Annotated in this window: 1 protein-coding gene; it reads left to right on the forward strand. The window is 59.3% G+C overall.

Translation table 11 applies throughout. The features are described from left to right. The first annotated feature begins 975 nt into the window (after nt 1–975). Nucleotides 976–2,364: a DNA repair protein RadA gene (gene radA / locus QZ302_RS09750; RefSeq protein WP_294594881.1), complete on the forward strand. Its 1,389-nt coding sequence runs from the start codon at nt 976–978 to the stop codon at nt 2,362–2,364. Nucleotides 2,365–2,620: the final 256 nt, after the last annotated feature.

Below are 2,620 nucleotides of genomic sequence, written 5' to 3' on the forward strand. Positions count from 1 at the left end.
CGCCTTAGGAGGGAAATCGTCAAAATGCGCCAGCGCATTTTGACAAGATTTCCCCAGGCGCGCGAAAACGCGTCGGAGCGAAAGCGGAGCCGCAGTGAGGCTGACACGGGGCGATGCTTTGGGCTGTGCTTTTGCGGCTCATAGAGCTGCGTGGGCCGAAACCTCCGACCGCGGAGGCCCGCAACTGACGTTGCAGTGGGCCCCGCAGGCTTCGGCCGCTTGAACTGGGAGTGAATAGCGCGATTCCGTGAGGAATCGCCGTCCTCGGCGAGAGCGTCGCATCAGCGGCGCGTGGGGGCGCGCCGAGGACGAATCCGGTAGCCTTGGGCGGTGAATGGTGTTGCTTTTGCGACCTTTAGGTCGCTGAACTTGACAGATTTGGGCCGAGCTTCTGCGGCTCTTTGAGCCGCGCAGTTCGCCGCCACCCCAAGCGGCGTACTGCAACTCGTCAGGGCTCGTTGCAGTCACCGCTGGCGGCGAACTGCTTAAAAGAGATGAATGGGCTGTGCTTCTGCGACCCTTGAGGGTCGCGCGGGCCGGACGCCTCCCCGCGGGCGGCCCGCAACACGCCGCTTGCGCGTCGAGAGTTGCTGTTCCTCCCGGGCGTCCGACCCACCAAGGTCAAACCAAAGTAGGGTAGAGGCTGCCAGCAAAAACTGTTCAGTCCCGTTTATTCCGAGAGGCAACGCAACAGACGACCGTAAACACGGTGGCACAAATGGTTCGTGTTGAGATGCTGCGTGCCCAAATCCAAGCCCATGCCATCGCCCGCCATCGGTGTACGTGACCAACTGTAACCGCCATCACCGACACCTCCCGGCAAACCCGACCTGTGGTAGCGGAAGCCCGGGGCGGGGCTGCCCCGTATGCGAAAACCGATGACCCTGCCCGATCCGCTCTGAAATCTCGGACAAACGGAGGCAGAAGTAAACATTCTGCTATCTTTGTCGAAACCCAATCCCCTCTTCTTAAACTATGGCCAAATTAAAAAAGAGCTATTTCTGTACCGCCTGCGGCAACGAATCTCCGAAATGGGTCGGGAAATGCCCGGCCTGCGGACAGTGGAACACCTATACCGAAGAGATCGTCGCCGCCAAAAGTACCCCGCTCACGACCAATAATTTTTTCAGCCTCTCTGCCGGTTCCGGCGAACGGAATCGCCCGATACCCGTTCATCAGGTGCAACGGGCCGCTTTCGAACGGATCGACCTGCTCAATCAGGAGGTCAATCGGGTGCTTGGCGGCGGACTGGTGCCCGGCTCGCTGGTGTTGCTGGGCGGCGAACCCGGGATCGGGAAATCGACCCTGGCCCTTCAGATCGCGGTGAGGATGGCCAATTCTCCGATTCTGTACGTCTCGGGCGAAGAGAGTCCCGAACAGATCAAAATGCGCGCCGACCGGATCGGCGTACTCAACGAAGAGTGTATGATCCTGAGCGAAACGTCGCTCGAAAATATCATCACCCAGCTGACTGAGAACACGCCGGAGTTGGTCGTGATCGACTCGATCCAAACCTTGTACTCCGAACGGATCGAATCCTCGCCCGGAAGTGTCAGCCAGGTGCGCGAGTGTGCTGCCATGCTGCTCAAGTATGCCAAGGAGACCAAGGTTCCTGTTCTGATCATCGGCCATATCACCAAGGAGGGGGCGATTGCGGGGCCGAAAATTTTGGAACACATCGTGGACGTCGTTTTTCAGTTCGAAGGCGATAGTAATAATGCTTACCGGATCCTGCGGAGTATCAAGAATCGTTTCGGCGCGACCAACGAGATCGGTGTTTTCGAGATGCGGAACGAGGGGTTGCGCGAGGTGGACAATCCGTCGGAAATTCTGGTCTCGCACTACGACGAACCGTTGAGCGGTATCGCCATCGGGGCGACGATCGAGGGGGTACGGCCGTTCCTGATCGAGACGCAGGCGTTGGTCAGTTCGTCGGCTTACGGGACGCCGCAGCGGTCGGCCACGGGGGTGGATTATAAACGGCTCAATATGTTGCTGGCGGTGCTCGAAAAACGGGTGGGGTTCAAGTTCGGGACGAAGGATGTCTTTCTGAATCTGGCCGGAGGTTTTCGAGTGGCGGACACGGGGCTCGACTTGGCGATCATCGCGGCGATTATCTCGTCGGGGCTGGATATTGCGTTGGATACGGATATCTGTTTTGCGGGTGAGGTGGGGTTGTCGGGCGAGGTGCGACCTGCTTCGCGGACGGAACAGCGGGTGACTGAGGCGGCGCGGCTGGGATTCCGCACCATCGTGGTTTCGGGGTATGCGCGCAAGGCACTGAGCCATGTGCCGAAAGGGATTGAAATCGGTTATGTGAGCCGGGTGGACGAGCTGGCCCGCCGGGTTTTCGGAAATCGGTAATCCGGTTGTCTGTTTTGTGTGGATCGTGTTTGTGGCGACGGTGCAAATGAACGTTCTCGCGACAGCTGGAGATAGGAAATCATTCAAACGCGTGTCATGCGTTTGAATAAGATTTCCGCCAGCGCGCGGACAGAGAACGGGGGTAGAGGCTGCCGCAGCGAAACGTAAGTTTCGCCCGTCCACGGGACGTGGGGCCCGCGCGGCCCGAGCGCAGTACCCTCCTGTAGCCAAAGCCGCGCGCCACGCCTAAAAAAGC

Source organism: uncultured Rikenella sp. (genome assembly GCF_910579375.1).
Taxonomy (GTDB): domain Bacteria; phylum Bacteroidota; class Bacteroidia; order Bacteroidales; family Rikenellaceae; genus Rikenella.

What these genes read in the sequence shown, in the direction of transcription:
- radA (WP_294594881.1), top strand. Translation starts at nt 976, where the DNA reads ATGGCCAAATTAAAAAAGAGCTATTTCTGTACCGCCTGCGGCAACGAA.